The organism is Streptomyces sp. NRRL F-4489 (genome assembly GCF_001509485.1).
In the GTDB taxonomy this organism is placed as follows: Bacteria; Actinomycetota; Actinomycetes; order Streptomycetales; family Streptomycetaceae; genus Streptomyces.
This window is the reverse complement of sequence record NZ_LLZI01000267.1, coordinates 16,796-33,031: the sequence shown is the minus strand read 5'-3', so window position 1 is coordinate 33,031 and position 16,236 is coordinate 16,796. Positions and strand designations below refer to the sequence as shown.

The window sequence follows — 16,236 nt, the reverse complement described above, 5'->3', positions numbered from 1 at the left end:
GGAGGGGGGTGGCCGAGGCCGAGCGCGGGGGTGGGGCAGGGCCGAGCGGGCAGGGCCGAGCGGGCCGGGCAGGGCAGCGGTCGGGCGGTCGGGCCGGAGCCGGGCCGGGCGGAAGCCGAGGCCCGGGCGGCCTGGGCGACAGGGCGCGAGGCTGGCGGGCGCGCGGCCCGGTGTCCCGCCCGAGCCCCCGGCCCGCCCGAGCCCCTCCCCGCCCGCGCCGCGCGGCCGCGCCCCGGTCGCCCGCCGAGCCGTGCCCCCGGTGCTCGCCCAACGGTGACCCGCTCACCCGCCCGGCCACGCCCCCGTTCGCCCAGCCCGACCGCCCCGCTCACCCGCCCGAGAAGATCCCCACGGCGTTGGCGACCGGGCGTTCCCGGCCGTCCGTCGGGTGGTTGCGGACCCGCTCCGCGCCGCCGCGGCCCCGGGTGACGAACGTCGAGGAGCCGCCGCCGTCGAGGTTCAGCGCGTCCTGGGCCCCCAGCCGCGCCATGAGCTCGGCCAGCTCGCGTACGGTGACGCCGGTCTGGTGCTGGCCCTTCTCGCCGTCCAGCGCCATCAGGTACAGCGTCCGGCCGCGGTCCGCGATGCCGGCCGAGGTGCGCATCGCCACCGCCACCGTGTCCAGGCCGTCCGCCGGGCGCCCGTGCCGGAGCACCGGGAAGCCGCCGACCGCGCACCGCGGCCGGCCCGGGAGCCGGGCGGCGAGCCGGTGGGTGACCCGGACCCGTTGGCCGAGGCGCAGGGCGCGCAGCCGCCGGGCGCCGGCCTCGCGGCCGACCAGCACCACCGACCCCGGTTCGATCACCCCGGCGCCCGGCCGCGCGGCGGTCTCCGCGACCCGCCCGTCCCGGACGGTGACCTCGGCGGTGTCGGTGCCGCAGCCCGCGGCCCGGTCGGTGTCGGTGCCGCACACCGCCCGTTCCCGGGAGACCTGGCCCCAGCGGGAGGTGTACGCGCCGATGCCGTTCTCCGGCAGCGCGTACTGGTTCAGCCCCCGGAGCGGCCAGGTGCCCGCGGGGCCGCGGACCGTGCCGTGCAGGGCGAGCCGGTCCAGCCGGGCCCGGTGGTCGTAGCCGACGGCGAGGACGTCCTCCGTCGTCGCGCCGGGCGGCAGGGGCGGTCCGAACCGCTGGCCGTCCGGCACCGGGCCCTTCAGGTCCCGGCCCGAGGACACCGAGGGCCCGACCGGGGAGCCGGTGGCCTCGACGCCCGGGTGCTGGGCCTCGCTGATGTTGAAGAAGTCGCCGTTGACCGCGCCGACCGCGTGCCGCCTCCCGGCCAGCTCGGACACTGGGGCGCGGGCCGCGACCGCACCCGGGGTGAGCAGGTCCACCGAGACGGACGGGGCGGACAGGTCGATGGTCAGGAGGTGGCCGTGGACGGTTCCGCGGGGGAGCACCATCCGGAACTCGCCGTACGTCACCCCGGGCGCCAGCCGCACCGGCGTAGAGCGCTCCAAGCCGTTGCCCGCCGCCGCCCGGGCCGTGCCCGCCGCGCCGCCACTCACCAGGACGCCCCAGGCGACCACCGTTACGGAGGCCGTCCGTAACGTGCGCAACCGCTGCTTCACAACAGCCTCCTGACGATAAGTCAACTATGAGGTGGGCGAGCGGGGCCCAGACGCAGGCGGCCGGCGAGTGGGGTCGGGCCGGGCGGCGGCGCGCGGACGAACGGGAATTTCGCACCGCCGCCCGCCGGTGCCCCGTCCGCCGGCTCCCCGTTCACCTGTTCACGTTCACCAGTTCAGGGGGCTCTCCCAGAAGGAGGCGCTCTTGACCAGGTCCATGTAGTGGGCCCAGTCCCAGTACTGGCCGGGGTCGGTGTGGTCGGTGCCGGGGACCTCGACGTGGCCGATGATGTGTTGGCGGTCCTTGGGGATGCCGTAGCGGTCGCAGATGGCGGCGGTGAGCAGCGCGGAATGGGTGTAGAGCGATTCGGTGAACCACTTCGGGTCGTCAACCCAGCCCTCGTGCTCGATACCGATGCTGCGGGTGTTGTAGCTCCAGTTGCCGGCGTGCCAGGCGACGTCCCGTTCGCGGACGCACTGGGCGGTGTAGCCGTCGGAGGAGCGGACGACGTAGTGCGCGGCCGCCTTGTGCGCGGGGTCCTGGAAGAGCCGCAGGGTGTCCGCGAAGGTCTCCTGCGTCACATGGATGACGACCGTGTCGATGGCGTACTGGGTCGGCCGGTTGGCGGCGGTGTAGTTGGCGGAACTGGCCGGGGACCAGTGGACGGGCGGGTAGCTCGCGGTCCGCGCGGGCCGCTTGCGCGGCGTCGCGGCGGCGGCCGGGGTGAGGGGGGTGAGGGCGGCGGCCGCGGCGAGGGCGGCGGCGCCGGTGAGCAGTCGCCGACGGGCCGGGGAGTGCTGGTCGGGCTCCATGTGAACTCCTGACAAGGACCGAGGGGTGGTCGCGTACATGTCACGCACAGGCCGGTGCGTTCATCATGCGCAACAGCGCGCGCCCTGCCAAGGGAATGGCCGTTGTGTCAATGGCTTGACCAAAGACGGACGATGCGGGGGACTGGGGCGGGTCGGATTCGGCCAACGCTGCCTGAGCGGCCCCGGCCCCGCGAAACGCCGTCAGGAGGCCGGGGCGATGCCGCCGTTCGGCGGTCCGCGACCGGGTCGGAAAGAGGCCCGCATGGGCGTCACCCGGGTGCCGCACCTCGGGTCGGCCGTTCGCGGTGCCGCGCCCCGGGCCGGCCGGCCGCGTCCGTACGTGACGGACAGCGGTCAACCACTTGACGGGCGGTCAGGTCTACGCGGAGCGGACCGACCTCGGCGGAGCCCGGACCCGCCCCCAAAGCCCGGCCGCCCGGAGCCGGACCGGCGGAGCCCCCCAGCCGGCAAGCCCCCGCCCTCACCCGGCCCTCCGCCACCAGCCCCTCCCCGTCCCCTCCCCGTCCCCCTCGGGCCCCCAGCCCCCGCTCCCTCAGTGCCCGATCTCGACGTCCTCCAGGACGCCCAGCGCGTCCGGCACCAGGACCGCTGCCGAGTAGTAGGCGCTGACCAGGTACTTGATGATCGCCTGGTCGTTGATGCCCATGAAGCGGACCGACAGGCCGGGGCGGTACTCGTCCGGGATGCCGGTCTGGTGCAGGCCGACGACGCCTTGGTTCTCCTCGCCGACCCGCATCGCGATGATCGAGCTGGTCTGGTCGGGGTTGACCGGAATCTTGTTGCAGGGCAGCAGCGGGATGCCGCGCCAGGCGCGTACGGGTGTGCCGTCGATCTCGACGGGCGTGGGGTAGATGCCGCGCGCGTTCCACTCGCGCCCGATGGCGGCGATGGTCCGCGGGTGGGCCAGCAGGAACTGGGTCTTGCGGCGGCGGGAGATCAGCTCGTCGAGGTCGTCGGGGGTGGGCGGGCCGCTGCGGGTGTGGATGCGCTGCTTGAGGTCGGCGTTGTGCAGCAGCCCGAACTCGCGGTTGTTGATCATCTCGTGTTCCTGGCGCTCCCGCAGCGCCTCCACGGTGAGCCGCAGCTGCTGGTCCAGCTGGTTCATCGGGTCGTTGTAGAGGTCGGCGACCCGCGAGTGGATCTTCAGTACGGTCTGCGCGACGCTGAGTTCGTACTCCCGCGGGGACCGCTCGTAGTCGACGAAGGTGCCGGGCAGTTCCGGTTCGCCGACGTGGCCCGCGGCGAGTTCGATGGCCGCCTCGCCGTGCTTGTTCTGCGCCGGGACGAGCGCGGTGCGGAACGCCTCGATGTGCCCGCGCAGGGCCTGCGAACGGCCCAGGACTTCCTCGTAGTCGGCCCGGGAAAGGGTCAGGACCGTACCGCGGGTGACCGCCCGGAGGGTGTGCTCCCACTCGGCGTCGGGCCCCAGCAGGGCCGCCTCGCCGGCCGCGTCGCCGTCGGCCAGTACACCGGTCACCAACTCGTCGCCGTACTTGCCGGTGCCGAGCCGTTCGAACTTGCCGTGCGCGATCAGGATGACGCGGTCGGCCCGGGTGCCCTTCTCGGCGACGACGTCACCGGGGACGACGTCCCGCTGGGCGAACCGGCCGGCCAGCTCCTGGAGCGTGGGGTCGTCGGTGAAGCCGCGCAGGGGGGCCAGTTCCCGCAACTCCTGGGGGATGACCCGGACTTCGGCGCCCTCGCTGACGAACTCCACCCGGCCGTCGCCCAGGGTGTGGGTCAGCCGCCGGTTGACGCGGTAGGTGCCGCCGGAGACCTGCGTCCAGGGCAGGACCCGCAGCAGCCACCGCGAGGAGATGCCCTGCATCTGCGGCGGGGTCTTGGTCGTGGTCGCCAGATTGCGGGCGGCCCCGGTGTCCAGGCTGGAGCGCTGCGGCTCGGCGCCTTCGGTCTGCGGGCCGGACGTGGGGTCCACGGATGTGGTCATGACGGGCGGTCACCTGTTCCGGTTGGTGCGTAAACGTCGGTGCGTAAACGTCAGGGGGTGGGTGTCAGGGAAATGTCAGGGGCGTGCCGGGGGTGTTGGGCTGCGAACGCCCCGGAGGTCGGCGAAATGGGCCGAGGGGAGAGGAATACGGGGATGTAGGGCGGACGTAAATGAGGCGGAGGTTTTCCGGGGTTCCCCCGAGGTTTCCCCGGATTTTCCGCTCAGTGCCCGATTTCCGCGTCTTCTCGCTGCCGTCTCCTCAGTGCCCGATTTCCACGTCCTCCAGGACGCCCAGGGCGTCGGGGACGAGAATGGCCGCCGAGTAGTAGGCGCTGACGAGGTAGTTCGCGATGGCCTGGTCGTCGATTCCCATGAAGCGGACCGAAAGGCTCGGCTCGTATTCGTCGGGAATTCCGCTGCGGTGCAGGCCGACGACGCCCTGCTTCTCCTCGCCGGTGCGCAGCAGCAGGACGGAGCTGGTGCCCTCCTTCGTCACCGGGATCTTGTTGCACGGGAAGATGGGCACGCCGCGCCAGGACGGCACCGAGTGGCCCATGAAGTCGACCGCGGCCGGATAGAGCCCGCGGGCGTTGCACTCGCGGCCGATCGCGGCGATCGCCTTGGGGTGGGCCAGCAGGAAGCCGGGGTCCTTCCAGACCGTGGCGAGGAGTTCGTCGAGGTCGTCGGGGGTGGGCGGGCCGCTGCGGGTGGGGATGCGCTGCTTGAGGTCGGCGTTGTGCAGCAGGCCGAACTCGCGGTTGTTGATCATCTCGTGTTCCTGGCGCTCGCGCAGGGCGTGCACCGTGAGCCGCAGCTGTTCCTCGACCTGGTTCATCGGGTCGCTGTAGAGGTCGCCGACCCGGGTGTGGGCGCGCAGGACGGTCTGCGCGACGCTGAGTTCGTACTCCCGGGGGGAGCGCTCGTAGTCGACGAACGTGCCGGGCAGGGCGGGCTCGCCGTGGTGGCCGGAGGCGACCGCGATGGCGGCCTCGCCGCTGGCGTTGGACGGCCGCTCCGTGCCGCGGGCGCCCGCCGCGAGGTGGTCGCGCAGGGCGGGGGAGCGGCCGATGACCTCGTGGGCGTCCTGGCGGGCCAGTGCCATCACCGTCACGCGGGTCACCGCGCGGTAGCTGTACTCCCAGTGCCCGTCGGCGGAGGCCAGCGGGGCGTCGCCGAGGTGGTCGCCGCCGGCCAGCGCCGCCAGGACGGTCTCGTCGCCGTACTTGCCGGTGCCGATCCGGTCGACCCGGCCGTGCGCGATCAGCACCACCCGGTCGTGCGGGGTGCCGGCCTGGGCGATCAGCTCACCCGGGGCGTACTCGTGCTGAGTAAACCTTTCCCCCAGGGCGGCGAGCACCTCGGTGTCGGTGAATTCCCACAGCGCGGGGAGCTCGCGCAGCTCGTCGGGGATGACCGCGACCGACGAGCCGTCGATGTCGAAGTCGATCCGCCCGTCGCCGACGGTGTACGCCAGCCGCCGGTTGACCCGGTACGTACCGCCGGAGACCTGCACCCAGGGCAGCAGCCGCAGCAGCCAGCGGGAGGTGATTCCCTGCATCTGCGGCGCGGTCTTGGTGGTCGTCGCGAGATTCCGCGCGGCCGCGGTGGTCAGGCTGGAATTCTGGCTTTCCTCGGCGCTTCCGGTCAGAGTTTCGCCGGCAATCGTCACCATGTCACCTATCTCGTGGAGGCTGCGGCGCGTGAACGCCCGGGCGGACACGGGAATGTCCTCCGGCAGCGCGCCGCCGCATCGAAGATAGTGGCGCTGTTTTTATCGGCACAATCGCTCGATTGGGTGGCATGGAAATAACTTTCCATGGAAAGGGTTTAGCGTTTTTCGTGGGCGGGCAGGGTGGCCGGGGCGGGTCGGTCGGCCAGGAGGGCCGCGCCGTCGGCGAGGGTCGCCGTCAGCCGCTCCCACGCCGCCTCGTCCCGCTCCCGGGCCGGATGGCGCGCGCCGCGGCCGGTGCCCCAGCGGCGGGCCACGGCCGCCGGATCCTCGCCCAGCAGCAGGCCGGCCGCCTGCGCCGCGGCCCCGAGCGCGGTCAGTTCGTCCGCCTCGGGCACCAGCACCGGGCGGCCGGAGAGCCGCCGTACGGTCTCCCGCCAGGCGGTGCCGCGCGCCCCGCCGCCGATCAGTACCAGCGGCGCGTCGGGCGCGGCCTCCCCGGCCAGTACGCCGTCCAGCGCCCGCAGCAGGGTGAACACCGCGCCGTCGTACGCGGCTTGGAGCAGCTGGCCCGGGGTGGTGTCGTGGCGCAGCCCGTGCAGCAGGCCGGAGGCGTGCGGGAGATTCGGGGTGCGCTCGCCGTCGAGGAACGGCAGCAGCACGGCGCCGCCGCCCGCTTCGACGGCCTCGCGGTCGCGGCCGAGCAGCGCCGCGATCCGGTCCACGGCGAGGGTGCAGTTCAGGGTGCAGGCCAGCGGCAGCCAGTCGCCGCGGGCGTCGGCGAAGCCGGCGACGGTGCCGGTCGGGTCGGCGGGCCGGCGGGTGGTGACCGCGAAGACGGTGCCGGAGGTGCCCAGGCTCAGCACCGGCTGTCCGGGGCGCAGGCCCAGGCCGAGCGCGGCGGCCATGTTGTCGCCCGTCCCGGCGGCCACCAAAGCGCCGTGGGGGAGCGGGAGTTCGGTGGTCCGTACGGTGCCGGCCGCCTCGCCGGGGAGCGCGACCCGGGGCAGCTTCCCGGCGGGCAGCCCGGCCAGCTCCAGGACGCCGTCGTCGTACGCCCCGGTGGCGGACGCCCACCAGCCGGTGCCGGAGGCGTCGCCGCGGTCGGTGACCGCCTGGCCGGTCAGCCGCTCGACGAGGTAGTCGTGCGGCAGCCGGACGGCGGCGGTGGCGGCCGCCGCCTCGGGCTCGTGGGCGCGCAGCCAAGCCCACTTGGCGACCGTGAACGCCGGGCCGGGGACGCTGCCGACGCGCTCCGCCCACACCTCCGGGCCGCCGCCGGCGGCGATCAGGCGGGCGCTTTCCGCGGCCGGGCGGACGTCGTTCCACAGCAGCGCCGGGCGGACCGGCTCCCCGGCCGCGTCCAGGGTGACCAGTCCGTGCTGCTGCCCGGCCACGGAGACCGCGGACGCCTGGCGGGCGGCCGGGCCGCACTGCTCCAGCGCCTCGCCGAGCGCCCGCCACCAGTCCCGTGGATCGCTCTCCTTGCCCGGTCCGCCGCTGACCGCGTGCGGTGCCTGGCCGCGGGCCACCACCCGGCCGGTGTCCGCGTCCACGACCAGGGTCTTGGTGGATTGGGTGGAGCTGTCCACCCCGACGACCAGGGGTCCGGCCGACTGCGCGCCCATGGAGCACTCTCCCTCGGCGGCCGGTGACCCACGCCCTGTCGCTGCGGGGCTCCCGGCCGCTCAGGACCCCGCGTGCTGCCGCATCGTAAATCGCGGGGTGCGCGGCGCGGGCGGCCTGTGGATAACCCGCGCGGCGCGGCCGGACGGTGCCGCCGGGCGGGCCGGTGGGCACCGACCGCCGCCGGGCATGAGGTGTACACGGCGGGCACGTTAGGGTCTGTCCGGGCGGTCAGGACCGGGAGCCGCCCCGGCCGGGCCGCCAACGGTGCCCGCGGGGTGGAGGTTTCACCCCGGAACGCTCCAGACCGGTCACCGCGTCCCTGACCCCAGAGCGAAGAAGCGACCATCCGCCATGAGTTTTCCGCCGCCCCCGCCGTCCAACCAGCCGCCGCCCCCGCCGCCCCAGGGCGGTGGCGGCTTCGGCCCGCCGGGCGGCGGGTACGGTCCGGGCGGCTACGGCCCGGCGGCGGGTCCGGCCGGGCAGCAGCCCGCCGGTCCCTACGGCCCGCCCGCCGGCGGGGGTTTCGGCCCGCCCGGTCCCGGTGGGCCGGGCGGCGCTCCCGGTGGCTGGCAGCAGCCGCCCGCGCCGCCCTCCGGGGGCGGCGGCAACGGCACGGCCATCGCGCTGATCATCGGCGCCGGGGTGCTCGTCCTGGCCGTCGTCATCGGCGTCCTCGTATGGAGCGACGGCGGTGGCGGTGGCAGCCAGGCCAGGCCGGCCGCGAGCGCGAGTGCCTCGTCCTCCGCCTCCGCGTCGCCGTCCGCGTCCCCGTACGGCGATCCCACGCCGTCCGCGACGCCCACCGGCCCGGGAGCCGGCGGAGCCTCGCCCAGCGGCCGCACGGTGCCCTTCTACGAGCTGCGGACCGGCGACTGCTACGACCTCCCGCCCGGCGGCAGCGGCGGCAACACCAACGCCGCGTCCTGCCAGGGTCCGCACGACGCCGAGGTCGTCTTCGTCTACACCCTGCCGCGCGGCCTGGGGACGCAGAGCGAGATCAAGGACAAGGCGTCCTCGCTGTGTTCCTCGGAACTCCAGGACAAGGCGTCCAAGCAGCCGGCCGGCACGGCCGAGGGCACCTACGTGCAGTTCCCCAGCGCCAGCGGCTACAAGCTGGGCATCCGGGCCGTGGTGTGCAGTCTGACCGCCGACAGCACCGGCAGCCGGAAGCTGACCCGGCCGCTGGTGTGAGCCGGTAGGGGCAGGCGGGTGGCCCGGTGAACGGGGCTGGCCCGCCGCCCCGTTCACTCCGTACGCTGGTCTGTCCCGCTGCCCGGCCCCTCCGCCCCGCCGTTCCTCCCTTTCGTCCCGCCGCTCCCGTCCACACCGGCCGCCGACGGGTCCAGCACCCGGGCCAGGAACGCCCGGGTCCGTTCGTGCCGGGGCGCGCCCACCACCCGCTCCGGGGTGCCCTCCTCGACGATCAGCCCGCCGTCCAGGAACACCACCCGGTCGGCGACCTCCCGGGCGAAGCCCATCTCGTGGGTGACGACCAGCATCGTCATCCCGTCCCGGGCCAGCGACCGCATCACCGACAGGACCTCGCCGACCAGTTCCGGGTCCAGCGCCGAGGTCGGTTCGTCGAAGAGCATCAGCTCCGGGTCCATCGCCAGGGCGCGGGCGATGGCCACCCGCTGCTGCTGGCCGCCGGAGAGCCGCGCGGGGTAGGCGGCGGCCTTGTCGGCCAGTCCGACGCGCGCGAGCAGCCCGTGGGCGATCCGGTCGGCCGCGGCCCGGTCGCGGCGCAGCACCCGGCGCTGGGCGAGGGTGAGGTTCTCCAGCACGGTCAGGTGCGGGAAGAGGTTGAAGGACTGGAACACCATCCCGATCCGGCGCCGGACCCGGTCGAGGTCCACCTCCGGGTCGGTGACCTCGGTGCCGGCCACGGTGATCCGGCCCGCGGACGGCTCCTCCAGGAGGTTCACACAGCGCAGCAGCGTGGACTTGCCCGACCCGGACGGCCCGATGACGCACACCACCTCCCCGCGCGCCACGGAGAAGTCGATACCGCGCAGCACCTCCAGGGTGCCGAACGTCTTGCGCAGCCCCCGCACCTCGATGGCCGCGCCGTCCCCGCCCGTCATCCGGCCCCCTGTCCGCCGTGCCGTCCCCTGGTGGACCGGCGGGCGCCGCGCCGCCTCACCGGGCCCTCGCCGTACGGGCCTCCAGCCGCCGCACCACCTGGCCGAGCGGCAGAGTGATCACCAGGTAGAGCAGCCCTGCGACCAGTACGGGGGTGAGGCTCTTGTGCTCGTTGAGCGCGTCCCGCCCGAAATTGGCCAGCTCGAACTGCGAGAGCGAAAGGCCCAGCAGATACACCAGGGAGGAATCCTTCGTCAGCAGGATCAGTTCGTTGGTGAGCGGCGGCAGGACGATCCGGAACGCCTGCGGCAGGACGACCGAGACCATCGCCCGGCCGTGCGGCATTCCGAGTGAACGCGCCGCCTCCCATTGCCCTTTGGGCACGGCCTGGATTCCGGCCCGCAGGGTCTCGGCGATGTAGGCCGCGCCCACCAGTCCCAGGGAGAGCATCACCGTGACGCTCTGGTCGAGGGCGACCTGGAACGCCAGCGGCACCCCGAATCCGAGTGCGATGAACACCAGCAGCGCGGGAATCCCCCGGAAGAATTCGATATAGCCCACCGCGAGCCAGCGGTACGGCGGCACGGTCGACAGCCGCATCAGCGCCAGCAGCAGCCCCAGCACCAATCCGAATCCGAAACCGAGCAGGGTGTAGCGGACGGTGTTGAGCAGCGCGATGCCGAGAATGTCGGGGAACAGCGCCCGGATGACGGAGATGTCGAGGAACGCGGTGCGCAGCCGGTGCCAGTCGGCGAGCAGCGCGAGGGCCGCCGCGGCGGCGGCCAGCAGGGCGTACTGCGCCCCGCGGACCAGGCGCGCCCGGCGCCGACGGGACCGGGGCAGCAGCGGCATCAGCCGAACCACTTCCGGTGGATGCGGTCGTAACTCCCGTCCGCCCTGGCCTTTTTCAGTACCGCGTTGATACGCAGGCGCAGTGCGTCATTGCCCTTGCGGACGCCGAATCCGTAATGCTCTCCGGTGTCGAACTCCGCGGCGACCCGGGTGTCCCGATTGGTCTTCGCGTAATCCATGAGGACGCCGTTGTCGTTGATGCCGGCGTCGACCTGCCCGGCGCGTACGGCGGCGAGCAGCAGCCCGACGTCCTCGAATTCGACCAGTTCGGCGCCCTGTCCGTGAGCTTTCGCATACAGCGCGCCGGTGGTGGCCTTCTGGTAGCCGAGTTTCCGGCCCTTCAGGTCCGCCATCGCCTTGATCGGGGAACCGTTTTTCACCAGCAGCGCCTGGGTGGCGGTGAAATACGGGTCGGAGAAATCCATCACCTTCCGCCGGGCGGGCGTGATGGTCATTCCGGCGGCGGCGAGATCGCACCGGCGGATCGCGAAGTCCTGTCCGGTCTCGATGCCTTCGAAGGGCGTGTTGACGATCCGCTGGGTGACGCCGAGGTCCTTGGCGACCAGGTCGATGAGGTCCACGTCGAAGCCGACGACCTGGCCGCCGCGCTTCTCCTGGAAGGGGGCGTAGGGCAGGTGGGTGCAGGTCTGGAGCTCCCCGGCGCGGACGAGTTCCGGCCCGCCGCCCGGCGCGCCACCGGGCGCGGTGCTGGTGCAGCCGGCCAGGAGGGCGAGGGCCGCGGCGGCGGCCGGGAGGTACGGCGCGGGGCGAGCGGTCAACAGGTCCTCCGGGGTGCCGTGGCGGTCAACCGGGTGGAGCGTGCTGCGCGTTGGCTGCATCCTGCCACCGGCCGGGGGCGCTGTCTCCGGTGCGTCCGTTGCGGCTGGGTAACGGCCTACTGGCGGGCCGCGGTCCCGTTGTCCCGGTGGGCCGTCAGCGGTGCAGGGCTGCTGCCAGGTCGGCGATGGCATCCGGGCCGACCCGGCAGCAGCCGCCGATCAGCCGGGCGCCGTCCGCGACCCAGCCGGCCACCCGGTCCGCGCGGAACGCCGGGCTGCCGCACCAGGCCCGCGCGGCGGCGTCCCAGCGCTCACCGCTGTTCGGGTAGACCACGACGGGCTTGCCGGTGACCCGGGCCGCGATCCGCACCGCCCGGTCCGCGTCGTCCGGCGCGCAGCAGTTGACCCCGACCGCGATCACCTCGTCGGCGTCCGCCGGGTACCCGAACGCCTCCTCCAGCGGCTGCCCGGCGCGGGTGCGGTCCCCGGAGACGCTGTACGACAGGTAGGCCGGGACGCCGAGCCCGCGGACCGCGCGCAGCAGGGCCCGCGCCTCGTCGGCGTCCGGCACCGTCTCCAGGGCCAGCACGTCCGGGCGGGCGTCGGCCAGCACCTCCAGGCGCGGCCGGTGGAAGCGCTCCAGCTCGTCCACCGACAGGCCGTAGCGCCCGCGGTACTCCGACCCGTCGGCCAGCATCGCGCCGTACGGCCCCGCCGACGCGGCGACGTACAGCGGGCCGGGGGCGCCGCCCGCGCGGGCCCGGGAGGCCGCCTCGCGGGCCAGGGCGACGCTGCGGCGGAGCAGCCCGGCGGTCTCTTCCGGGCCGGTGCCGCGCCGCGCGAACCCCTCGAACGTGGCCTGATAGCTGGCGGTGATGGCCACCTGGGCGCCGGCCTCGTAGTACGCCAGGTGGGCGCGCACCACGGCTTCCGGTTCCTCGGCGAGCAGCCGGGCCGACCACAGGGCGTCGCTGAGGTCGTGCCCGTCGGCCTCCAGTTGGTTGGAGAGCCCGCCGTCGAGGACGACCGGTCCGGCGGCGAGGGCCTCGGCGAGCGTCGGCGAGGGCGGCTGGGGCGACGGGCCGGTCATGGCGCGGACCTTCCTGGGCGGCGGTTACTCGTGCCGGACGGCCTGGATGTCCAGCTCGACCCGGATCGTAGCGCCGATCGCGGCGATGCCCCTGGCCAGCATCTTCCGCCAGTCCAGGGTGAAGTCCTCGCGGTGCAGTTCGGTGACGGCCCGGCAGGCGGTGCGGGTCTCGCCGGCGATCCCGGTGCCGATGCCGAGATAGCGGGTGTCCAACTGGACGGTGCGGCTGACGCCGTGCAGGTGGAGCACGCCCTGGACGGCCCAGCGGCCGCCCCCCTTGTGGACGAACCGCTCGCCGGTGAACTGGAGGTGCGGGTAGCGGGCGGTGTCCAGGAATTCCGCGGACCGCAGATGGTCGTCCCGCAGGCGCACCCCGGTGTCGATGCTCGCCGCGTCGATGGTCACCTCGACCCGGGAGTCCTGCATCCGTTCACCGATCCACAGCCCGCCCTCGAAGTGGTTGAACCGGCCGTGGATGTCGGCCAGTCCGATGTGCCGGGCGGTGAACCGGATGGCGGTGTGGTCGGGGTCGATCCGCCAGCGGCCGGCGGTGGGCAGCGGCAGGGCGGGGGCCAGCTCCAGGGTGACCGGGCGCGGCGCGGTCCGTTCACCGGCCACCACCGCGACCTCGAACCGGGCCGGTTCGAAGCCGTCGGAGGTCACCACGAGGCGGTAGCCGCCGGGCGGCAGCGTCACGGTCAGCCGGCCGTTGGGGTCGGTGCGGCCGTGTGTGGCTTCCCGGCCGTCCGCGGCCCGTACGGAGACGTCCACGCCGGCCATGGGCAGTCCGACGGGATCGTTGACGCACACGTCCAGCGCGCCCGCTCCCCGGGGGAGGGGCGGCTGGGGGCTGTGCGGTGTGCGGTCGCGCAGGCGGTTCAGGAAGGCGAGCGGCATGGCAGGACGGGGCCTATCGGTGCGATCGGTTCGGCGGCGCTTACCGGCCGAATTGCGGACAGAAAGAGGGAATGAATCGCGGAAAATGGTGCGGATTCGGTCCCCTTCCCATCCTGTCATCGGTGGCGGCCCGAATTGACCACTCCCTGTCAAGGGTGGGCGAAAGGTGATCTTTCTCGCACTTCGGGGAGGGTCTGTCCCGGTCTCCGCGCACCGCTCCGGCACGTCCGCCGCGAGACGGGCCCGCGTCGGAGGTGCCGCACGATCGGCCCCGGCCAGGGAACCTCAGGCGGCGAACCGGCGTTCAATGGGTTACGAACGTGAGCGCGGCCCCGGCCGCGGAAAGGGCGTGACGGATGTCCACACAGGCGAAGGTCGCGATCGGCGGCGTCGCGGTGGGAGTGATCCTGCTGTGGCTGCTGCCCTTCTGGGCGGCCGTCCTGGTCATGGTCGGGATCCCGGCAGCCGCGTATCTGGCCCTCGACCCCTCCCAGCGGCGCCGGCTGCGCCGGGTCCGCCGCAAGCAGCTCGGCGGCTGAGCCGCGCGGTGCCGGCGGCCCGGCCCGCTGCCGGCCGCCGTCCCCGGGCCGGCCCGGCGCCCCAGTCAGACGGGGCGGGCCGCCAGCTCGTCCAGGGAGGCCAGCAGCCCCGGCAGTTCGGGCCCCCGGCCCACCGGGTGCACCTGCCCCGGCTCCTCGTCCAGCAGCACGAAGGCGATGTCGTCGGTGCGCGCCACCATGCTCCACCCCGGGCCGTCGACCCGCAGCGTACGGGCCTCGCCCGCGGCGAACGACGACCGCACCCGGCCGGGCGGCGGCGGATCGGCGACATACCCGCGGGCCTCCGCCAGCACCCTCCGCACGCCCCGGTGGCGCTCCTCACCGGGCTCCCCGAAGGTCACCTCGCCGTCCTCCACCTGTGCCCGCCAGGACGCCCACTGGAGCGCTATCTCGTCCGCGCCCAGCCGCCGCTGCGCGGGCCCCCAGCCCGACGCGTCCGGCGGCGACAGCGGCGCGCGGCCGCCCTCCAGCGGCTCCGGGTCGTGCGGCCGCGGCACCCCGGGGGCCGACACCGCCAGCGCCAGCGGCCAGCCCGGCAGCGCCGCCACGATGCTCTCGCCGTCCGGTGACAGGTCGTACTCCATCCCGCAGTCCCAGGCCGCGATCGCGCAGGCCACCAGCGACACGTCCTCGGTGGCCACCGTCCAGCGCGCCCCCGTGCCGTCCTGGCCGAGGACGAGCCCGTAGCCCTCCGCGTACGGTTCCAGGCCGAGCCGCGCGCACACCTCCGGGTAGTCGTCGCCGAGCACGCTGGGGAACTGCGCGGGCGTCAGCAGTACCGCCGTCAGCACGAACAGCTGGTCGGCCGCCTGGTCGTCGCTCTGCTCGTCGGCGCTCCCGGTTGCCGGCACCCCGGCCTCCCTCCATCGCGGTCGCAACGTCGCCGCGCACCTTAATTGGCCGGGAGCGGCCTTGTCACCAGCCGTACGCTGCGCCGATGCGCCCGGGGAGGGGACCGGACGGCCCGCGGTCAGGGCAGCGGCAGCCCCAGCAGCTCGTGGGCGACCTCCCGGGGCGGCCGCCCGCGCTCCCGCGCCAGCGCGAGCACCGCCCGGCCGGCCAGTTCGTTGACACCGAAGGCCAGCGCCTCGGGCGACACCCAGCCCGCGGCCTGCGCGGCGCCCTCCTCGTCGCCCACGGCGTCCGCGGCCACGTAGCAGGCCGCCGCCTCGAAGAGGTTGTGCGGACGGCCCGCGGCCGGCCGTCCCGCCCGGTGGAACACCGCCGCCCGTCTGCCCCCGGCCCGTCTGCCGGGGTGCAGCGCCCCGGCCACCTCACGTAGGAATCCGGCCATCCCGACCCCCGGCCACTCGCCCGTCACGGTCGTGTAAGTGTGCCCGCCCGCCCTAGAGTTGGAACGCGGGGCGACGAAGGGACGGGCAGCGGGTGCGGCGCTACGACTGGCTCAGGGAGATCCGGCGGCTCGACCCGGAGCGCGACTTCCTGCGGATCTACCGGATCACCGTCACCCATGAATTCCCCTGGGACGTCACCCGGGCCCTGGAGCTGGCGCTGTACCGCACCTACGCGGTGCCCGGCATCGGCCGGCTGCTCGCCGCGACCGGCGAACTCACCGACCGCGCGCAGAAGCGCTACGACGACACGGTCCTCCTCCTGGACACCATCGTGGAGCACGGCTTCCGCAGCGACGACGGCCGGACCGCGATCCGCCGCATCAACGGCATGCACCGCGCCTACGACATCGGCAACGACGACATGCGCTACGTCCTGTCCACCTTCGTGGCCATGCCGATCCGCTGGATCGACCGGTACGGCTGGCGGCGGCTGAGCACCCACGAGAAGCGCGCCATAGCCGCCTACTACGGAACCCTCGGCCGCCACATGGGGATCACCGGAATCCCGCGCACCCACCAGGAGTTCGCGGAGTGCCTGGACTCCTACGAGGCCGCGCACTTCGGCTGGGACCCGGAGGCGCGCCGGGTGGCCGACGCCTCCCTGGAGTTGATGGCGCGCTGGTACGGGCCGCTCGCCCCGGTGGTGCGCGGCGCCAGCCTCGCCCTCCTGGACGACGCGCTGCTGGACGCCTTCCGCTACGACCGGCCCCGGCCCGCGGTCCGGACGGCCGTGCACACCGCGCTGAAGCTGCGCGCCAAGGCCGTCCGGCTGCTCCCGCCGCGCCGCACGCCCCACTACGCCCGCCAGAACCCCGAGGTCAAGAGCTACCCCAACGGCTACCGGATCGCGGACCTGGGCACCTTCCCCGCTTCACGGCGGTTGGGCGCGTGCCCCGTCCACCCGGTGGCGGGCGATGCCGCCACCGAGGACGGCCCGGCGGCGGCCTCCTGACGGGACGGCGGCCCGGCGGGCG

General features: G+C 74.2%; 15 protein-coding genes. 3 read left to right on the top strand and 12 right to left on the bottom strand.

The genetic code is table 11. The features are described 5' to 3' along the window. Positions 1-328: 328 nt before the first annotated feature. From ADL22_RS28615 to xylB, 5 genes are all read right to left on the bottom strand, one after another. Positions 329-1,558: a phosphodiester glycosidase family protein gene (locus tag ADL22_RS28615; RefSeq protein ID WP_234430890.1), complete on the bottom strand. Its 1,230-nt coding sequence runs from the start codon at positions 1,556-1,558 to the stop codon at positions 329-331. Positions 1,559-1,735: 177 nt separating this feature from the next. Then, positions 1,736-2,380 (bottom strand): N-acetylmuramoyl-L-alanine amidase, encoded by a 645-nt coding sequence (locus ADL22_RS28610; RefSeq protein WP_066986081.1) that lies wholly within the window; start codon positions 2,378-2,380, stop codon positions 1,736-1,738. A 553-nt stretch (positions 2,381-2,933) separates the two neighbouring features. Then, positions 2,934-4,349: a family 2B encapsulin nanocompartment shell protein gene (locus ADL22_RS28605; RefSeq protein WP_066986078.1), complete on the bottom strand. Its 1,416-nt coding sequence runs from the start codon at positions 4,347-4,349 to the stop codon at positions 2,934-2,936. 259 nt (positions 4,350-4,608) lie between these two features. Next, positions 4,609-6,021, bottom strand: a complete 1,413-nt coding sequence (locus ADL22_RS28600; protein WP_079064505.1) for a family 2B encapsulin nanocompartment shell protein — start codon at positions 6,019-6,021, stop codon at positions 4,609-4,611. A 155-nt stretch (positions 6,022-6,176) separates the two neighbouring features. Next, positions 6,177-7,646 (bottom strand): xylulokinase, encoded by a 1,470-nt coding sequence (gene xylB, locus ADL22_RS28595; protein ID WP_066986075.1) that lies wholly within the window; start codon positions 7,644-7,646, stop codon positions 6,177-6,179. Between the two features lie 352 nt (positions 7,647-7,998). Here xylB and ADL22_RS35535 point away from each other — a divergent pair, with 352 nt between their 5' ends. Beyond that, positions 7,999-8,838 (top strand): hypothetical protein, encoded by an 840-nt coding sequence (locus tag ADL22_RS35535; RefSeq protein WP_066986072.1) that lies wholly within the window; start codon positions 7,999-8,001, stop codon positions 8,836-8,838. Positions 8,839-8,891: 53 nt separating this feature from the next. Here ADL22_RS35535 and ADL22_RS28585 read toward each other — a convergent pair whose 3' ends face one another. From ADL22_RS28585 to ADL22_RS28565, 5 genes are all read right to left on the bottom strand, one after another. Continuing rightward, positions 8,892-9,731, bottom strand: a complete 840-nt coding sequence (locus ADL22_RS28585; RefSeq protein ID WP_066986069.1) for an amino acid ABC transporter ATP-binding protein — start codon at positions 9,729-9,731, stop codon at positions 8,892-8,894. 55 nt (positions 9,732-9,786) lie between these two features. After that, positions 9,787-10,581: an amino acid ABC transporter permease gene (locus tag ADL22_RS28580; RefSeq protein WP_066986066.1), complete on the bottom strand. Its 795-nt coding sequence runs from the start codon at positions 10,579-10,581 to the stop codon at positions 9,787-9,789. After that, positions 10,581-11,360: a basic amino acid ABC transporter substrate-binding protein gene (locus ADL22_RS28575; RefSeq protein WP_066986063.1), complete on the bottom strand. Its 780-nt coding sequence runs from the start codon at positions 11,358-11,360 to the stop codon at positions 10,581-10,583. The genes ADL22_RS28580 and ADL22_RS28575 overlap by 1 nt, the downstream gene beginning before the upstream one ends. A gap of 154 nt (positions 11,361-11,514) precedes the next feature. Next, positions 11,515-12,450, bottom strand: coding sequence for a homocysteine S-methyltransferase (gene mmuM / locus ADL22_RS28570; protein ID WP_066986059.1), 936 nt, complete (start codon positions 12,448-12,450; stop codon positions 11,515-11,517). A gap of 24 nt (positions 12,451-12,474) precedes the next feature. Further along, positions 12,475-13,347 carry a YceI family protein gene (locus tag ADL22_RS28565; RefSeq protein ID WP_066986056.1) on the bottom strand — a complete coding sequence of 291 codons (873 nt, stop codon included), beginning with the start codon at positions 13,345-13,347 and terminating at the stop codon, positions 12,475-12,477. A 356-nt stretch (positions 13,348-13,703) separates the two neighbouring features. Between ADL22_RS28565 and ADL22_RS28560 the strand changes: the two genes are divergently transcribed. After that, a complete protein-coding gene (locus tag ADL22_RS28560; RefSeq protein WP_066986053.1) occupies positions 13,704-13,886 on the top strand; it encodes a hypothetical protein in 183 nt (60 codons plus the stop codon). Positions 13,887-13,951: 65 nt separating this feature from the next. Here the strand turns inward: ADL22_RS28560 and ADL22_RS28555 are convergent, their stop codons facing one another. Both ADL22_RS28555 and ADL22_RS28550 read right to left on the bottom strand, forming a co-directional pair. Next, positions 13,952-14,758, bottom strand: a complete 807-nt coding sequence (locus tag ADL22_RS28555; RefSeq protein ID WP_066986050.1) for a hypothetical protein — start codon at positions 14,756-14,758, stop codon at positions 13,952-13,954. Positions 14,759-14,877: 119 nt separating this feature from the next. Continuing rightward, complete coding sequence (locus ADL22_RS28550; protein ID WP_066986046.1) at positions 14,878-15,201, bottom strand: hypothetical protein; 324 nt, start codon at positions 15,199-15,201, stop codon at positions 14,878-14,880. A 92-nt stretch (positions 15,202-15,293) separates the two neighbouring features. On the opposite strand from ADL22_RS28550, the gene ADL22_RS28545 reads away from it, so the two are divergent. Next, positions 15,294-16,214: an oxygenase MpaB family protein gene (locus tag ADL22_RS28545; protein WP_066986043.1), complete on the top strand. Its 921-nt coding sequence runs from the start codon at positions 15,294-15,296 to the stop codon at positions 16,212-16,214. Positions 16,215-16,236 lie beyond the last annotated feature (22 nt).